Annotated in this window: 4 protein-coding genes; 1 reads left to right on the top strand and 3 read right to left on the bottom strand. The window is 68.5% G+C overall.

Annotated features, from left to right (window positions below):
- Nucleotides 1-107: 107 nt before the first annotated feature.
- The 3 genes from mctP to ACFW1I_RS27770 all read right to left on the bottom strand — a co-directional run bounded on the left by mctP (nt 108) and on the right by ACFW1I_RS27770 (nt 2,937).
- Entirely contained in the window at nt 108-1,733 is a 1,626-nt protein-coding gene (mctP, locus tag ACFW1I_RS27780) for a monocarboxylate uptake permease MctP (RefSeq protein WP_384674971.1), read from the bottom strand.
- On the bottom strand, nt 1,730-1,984 hold the full coding sequence (locus ACFW1I_RS27775) for a DUF3311 domain-containing protein (RefSeq protein ID WP_384674969.1): 255 nt from the start codon (nt 1,982-1,984) through the stop codon (nt 1,730-1,732). Before ACFW1I_RS27775 ends, mctP begins: the two co-directional genes overlap by 4 nt.
- A 188-nt stretch (nt 1,985-2,172) precedes the next feature.
- On the bottom strand, nt 2,173-2,937 hold the full coding sequence (locus ACFW1I_RS27770) for a GntR family transcriptional regulator (RefSeq protein ID WP_031013165.1): 765 nt from the start codon (nt 2,935-2,937) through the stop codon (nt 2,173-2,175).
- A gap of 282 nt (nt 2,938-3,219) precedes the next feature.
- Between ACFW1I_RS27770 and ACFW1I_RS27765 the strand changes: the two genes are divergently transcribed.
- Complete coding sequence (locus ACFW1I_RS27765; RefSeq protein ID WP_384674967.1) at nt 3,220-4,509, top strand: extracellular solute-binding protein; 1,290 nt, start codon at nt 3,220-3,222, stop codon at nt 4,507-4,509.
- Nucleotides 4,510-4,596 lie beyond the last annotated feature (87 nt).

Below are 4,596 nucleotides of genomic sequence, written 5' to 3'. Positions count from 1 at the left end.
GCCCCGCCGCTGCCTCGCCCGCCCCGGGCCCCGGGCGGCGGGGGGGGGGGCGGGGTTTTTCCCCCCCGGGCCCCCCCGCCGTCGTCCGTTTTTCCCGTACCGCCGGATCAGTGCGCGCCGGCCCCGACCTTCGGGAGCTCGGTGCGGACCCCGGCGTCGCCGGCGTCGGCCGTGTAGTCCGACGGGGAGGTCTCGTCGACGCCCTCGGGGGCCTTGACGGCCTTGAGGACGAAGGTGAGGACCACCGTCACCACGACGTTGAGGACGAAGGCGGTGAGGCCGATGTAGCCGATCTCGCCGATGCCCGGGATCTCGGCGGAGGAGCCGCCGAAGTGCTTCTGGGTGGGGCTGGCGACGCCGTACGCGGCGGCGGTGCCGTAGACCATGCCGACGGCCCAGCCGGCGAGCAGCGCCCAGCGGTGGAACCAGCGGGTGAACAGGCCGCCGACGAGGGCCGGGAAGGTCTGCAGGATCCAGATGCCGCCGAGCAGCTGGAAGTTGATCGCGACGGTCTTGTCCATGGTGAGGACGAAGGCGAGCGCGCCGACCTTGACCAGCAGCGAGACCAGCTTGGAGACCTTGGTCTCCTGCTCCGGGGTGGCGTCCTTCTTGATGAAGTCCTTGTAGATGTTGCGGGTGAAGAGGTTGGCCGCGGCGATCGACATGATCGCGGCGGGGACGAGCGCGCCGATGCCGATCGCGGCGAAGGCGACGCCCGCGAACCAGTCCGGGAACATGTTCTCGAAGAGCTGCGGGATGGCGAGCTGGCCGTTGACCACCTTGACGCCGGCGGCGATGGCCATGAAGCCGAGCAGCGCGAGCAGGCCCAGCATCAGCGAGTACAGCGGCAGGATGGTGGTGTTGCGGCGGATGACCTCGCGGCTCTTGGAGGACAGGGTCGCCGTGATCGAGTGCGGGTACATGAAGAGCGCGAGGGCCGAGCCGAGCGCGAGCGTCGCGTACGTCCACTGGCCGGCCTCGCCCGGCACCATGGCGCCGCGCGGCTTGTCGGTGGCCGGGTTGACCGTCGCGTAGGCCTCGCCGGCCTTGGCGAAGATCTCGTCGAAGCCGCCGAGCTTGATCGGGATGTAGATGATCGCCACGGCGATGACGATGTAGATCAGGGTGTCCTTGACGAAGGCGATGAGCGCCGGGGCGCGCAGACCCGAGGAGTAGGTGTACGCGGCGAGCACGCCGAAGGCGAGGAGCAGCGGCAGGTCCTTGATGAACCAGTGGGTGTTCTCGCCGCCGCCGACGCCCATGACGTCCAGGACGGCCTGGATGCCGACGAGCTGGAGCGCGATGTACGGCATCGTGGCGAGGATGCCGGTGACCGCCACCGCGAGTGACAGGCCCTTGGAGCCGAACCGGCCGCGGACGAAGTCGGAGGTGGTGACGTACCCGTGCTTGTGCGAGACCGACCAGAGGCGCGGCAGGAAGGTGAAGATCAGCGGGTAGACCAGGATGGTGTACGGGACGGCGAAGAAGCCGGCCGCGCCCGCCGCGTAGATGGCCGCCGGGACGGCGACGAAGGTGTACGCGGTGTAGAGGTCGCCGCCGAGCAGGAACCAGGTGACCCAGGTGCCGAACGACCGTCCGCCCAGGCCCCATTCGTCGAGGCTGTTCTCGTTCTCGGCCCTGCGCCACTTGGAGGCGAGGAAGCCCATGACCGTGACGGCCAGGAAGAAGAAGACGAAGACGCCGAGCGCCACGCCGTTGACGCCGTCCTTCATCGCGCGTCACCTCCCTTGCGGGCGCGCTGGTCGCGCTGCCACAGCTTGTACGCGATCATCGTGAGCGCGGTCGACACCAGCACCCAGAGCATCTGGTACCAGTAGAAGAACGGGATGCCGGCGAAGAGGGGTTCGACCTTCGCGTAGGAACTCACCCAGAGCATCGCCACGAACGGGGCCGCCAGGCAGAGCGCTATGACGATCCTGACGGGCGTGATGACCGGTTGTTTCCCGGTTGCGGTTTCTGACATGGCGAATTCGTCCCCTTACTGATCACCGGTTAATGCCGAGGAAATGTAGGGGACCGCTCATCCCTTGGGAACCCTCGTCCGAATAACGGACGTGTATCGGGCGGGTCTCGGTGTCGAACCGCGGCCCGGGAAACGGCGTACCCCGACACATCACACGGATGTGCCGGGGTACGGGTTCAGATCGATTTTCAGCCGTTGGGGCGCTGGAGGCGGGCGACGAACTTGTAGCGGTCGCCGCGGTAGACCGAGCGCACCCACTCGACCGGCTCGCCCTGCGCGTCCAGCGAGTGGCGGGAGAGCATCAGCATCGGCAGGCCGACGTCGGTGCCGAGCAGTCCGGCCTCGCGCGGGGTGGCGAGGGAGGTCTCGATGGTCTCCTCGGCCTCGGCGAGGTGGACGTCGTAGACCTCGGCCAGCGCGGTGTAGAGCGAGGTGTACTTGACCAGCGAACGGCGCAGCGCGGGAAAGCGCTTGGCCGAGAGGTGGGTGGTCTCGATGGCCATCGGCTCGCCGTTGGCGAGGCGGAGGCGCTCGATGCGCAGCACCCGGCCGCCGGCCGTGATGTCGAGCAGTCCGGCGAGGGTGTCGTCGGCGGTCACGTAGCCGATGTCGAGGAGCTGCGAGGTGGGTTCGAGGCCCTGGGCGCGCATGTCCTCGGTGTACGAGGTGAGTTGGAGGGACTGGGAGACCTTGGGCTTCGCCACGAAGGTGCCCTTGCCCTGGATGCGCTCCAGCCGGCCCTCGACGACCAGCTCCTGGAGGGCCTGGCGCACGGTGGTGCGCGAGGTGTCGAATTCGGCCGCCAGGGTCCGTTCGGGGGGCACCGGGGTGCCGGGCGGAAGGGTCTCCGTCATGTCGAGGAGGTGCCTTTTCAGCCGGTAGTACTTGGGCACGCGCGCGGTGCGGGTCGCCGCCCCGCCCTCTGTCTCCGTGCTGCCCGCCTCCGTGGCCATGGCCTGCCTTCCCGACTGTGCTGCTGCCGTCACCGGCTCCTCCGTCTGTCGCGGCTCACATGGTGGCACGGACCGGTCACGGGTCGTCGGCCTCCCTCAGGTGTCGGTCCGATAACGGACGCGACTGCCCTTCTTATACACCCTTGACACCCCTAAAGGTCTAGGCCAAGCTCCGGGTACTGGTCTAAACCATTAAAGACCAGGTCCCAGCCCCACGAGCATTACCTGACGTATGTCTTCGCGCGGTGGGCAGGGGTTGCAGGCATCCCTGAGGAGGGTGGCGTGAAGCGCAAGCTCATCGCGGCGATCGGCGTCGCGGGCATGATGGTCTCCATCGCTGCATGTGGTGGTTCCGACAGCGGTGACAAGAAGGACAAGGCCGAGGGCGGCAACAAGTCGCTCACCGTCTGGGTCATGGACGGTTCCGCTCCCAAGGAGTGGATCGACGGCGTCAACAAGGAGTTCGAGGCCGCCCACCCCGGCACCAAGGTCAACGTCGAGGTCCAGCAGTGGACCGACATCCAGACCAAGGTCACCACGGCCCTCTCCGAGGACACCCCGCCGGACGTCCTGGAGCTCGGCAACACCCAGACCACGGGTTACGCCGTCACCGGCGGTCTCGCCGACCTCACCGGCGACAAGGACAAGCTCGGCTACAACAACTGGAGCAAGGGCATGCTGCCCTCGGCCGAGCTGGACGGCAAGCTCTACGCCGCTCCGTGGTGGGCCGCCAGCCGCGTCGTGATCTACGACAAGGCCGCCTTCAAGAAGGCCGGCGTCACCCCGCCGAAGACCCGCGACGAGTGGATCGACGGCCTGAAGAAGCTCAAGGCCGCCGACGCCAAGTCGCAGCCCATCTACCTCCCGGGCCAGAGCTGGTACGTCCTCGCCGGCTTCCTGTGGGACGAGGGCGGCGAGCTCGCGGTCAAGGACGGCGACAAGTGGAAGGGCGGCCTGGCCACCCCGCAGGCCGCCGCCGCCATGAACTTCTACAAGGAGCTGCAGTCCTTCTCGACCGCTCCGAAGGACAAGGACGAGGCCACCCCGCAGCAGTCCGTCGACATCGTCCCCAAGGGCGGCGTCTCCTCCTGGATCGGTCTCGGCTGGGAGGCCGGCGGCGCGATCGCCGCCATCGAGAAGGCCGGCAAGAAGGCCGACTTCGGCTACTTCCCGATCCCGGGCAAGACGGCCGACAAGCCGGGCTCCGTCTTCTTCGGCGGCTCCAACCTCGCCGTCGCCGAGCGCTCCAAGAACCAGGAGCTCGCGAAGGAGTGGCTGGCCTTCGTCACCAACAAGAAGCAGCTGGAGTCGTACGGCACCGCCAACAAGGGCGGCATCATCCCCGTCGACCCGTCCGCGCAGGTCACCCCTGAGGCCGGCTCCTTCGCCGAGGCCATGGTCAAGGTCGCCGAGGTCGGTCACATCACCCCGATCACCGGTGGCTGGGCCAACGTCGAGACCGAGCCCAACCCGATCAAGGGCTACATGACCAAGGTCCTGAAGGGCGAGGACCCGCAGAAGGCCGGCGAAGAGGCCGACAAGGTCATCGCCGAGCGCATCAACCAGCAGTAATCCCACCCCGGTGGGGGGGGGGGGGGGGGGCCGGGCCCCCCCCCCCCGGGCGCGGGGGGGGGGGGGGGGGGCCCCCCCCGCGCGGGG

The sequence above is a fragment of the Streptomyces sp. NPDC058955 genome (assembly GCF_042741435.1).
GTDB lineage: Bacteria > Actinomycetota > Actinomycetes > Streptomycetales > Streptomycetaceae > Streptomyces.
The sequence above is the reverse complement of the archived record's forward strand: the minus strand, read 5'-3'. Positions and strand labels throughout refer to the sequence as shown.

Bases quoted from the DNA above. Each gene is read 5' to 3' on its own strand.
- ACFW1I_RS27775 (WP_384674969.1), bottom strand. From the start codon at position 1,984: ATGTCAGAAACCGCAACCGGGAAACAACCGGTCATCACGCCCGTCAGG.
- ACFW1I_RS27770 (WP_031013165.1), bottom strand. From the start codon at position 2,937: ATGGCCACGGAGGCGGGCAGCACGGAGACAGAGGGCGGGGCGGCGACC.
- mctP (WP_384674971.1), bottom strand. From the start codon at position 1,733: ATGAAGGACGGCGTCAACGGCGTGGCGCTCGGCGTCTTCGTCTTCTTC.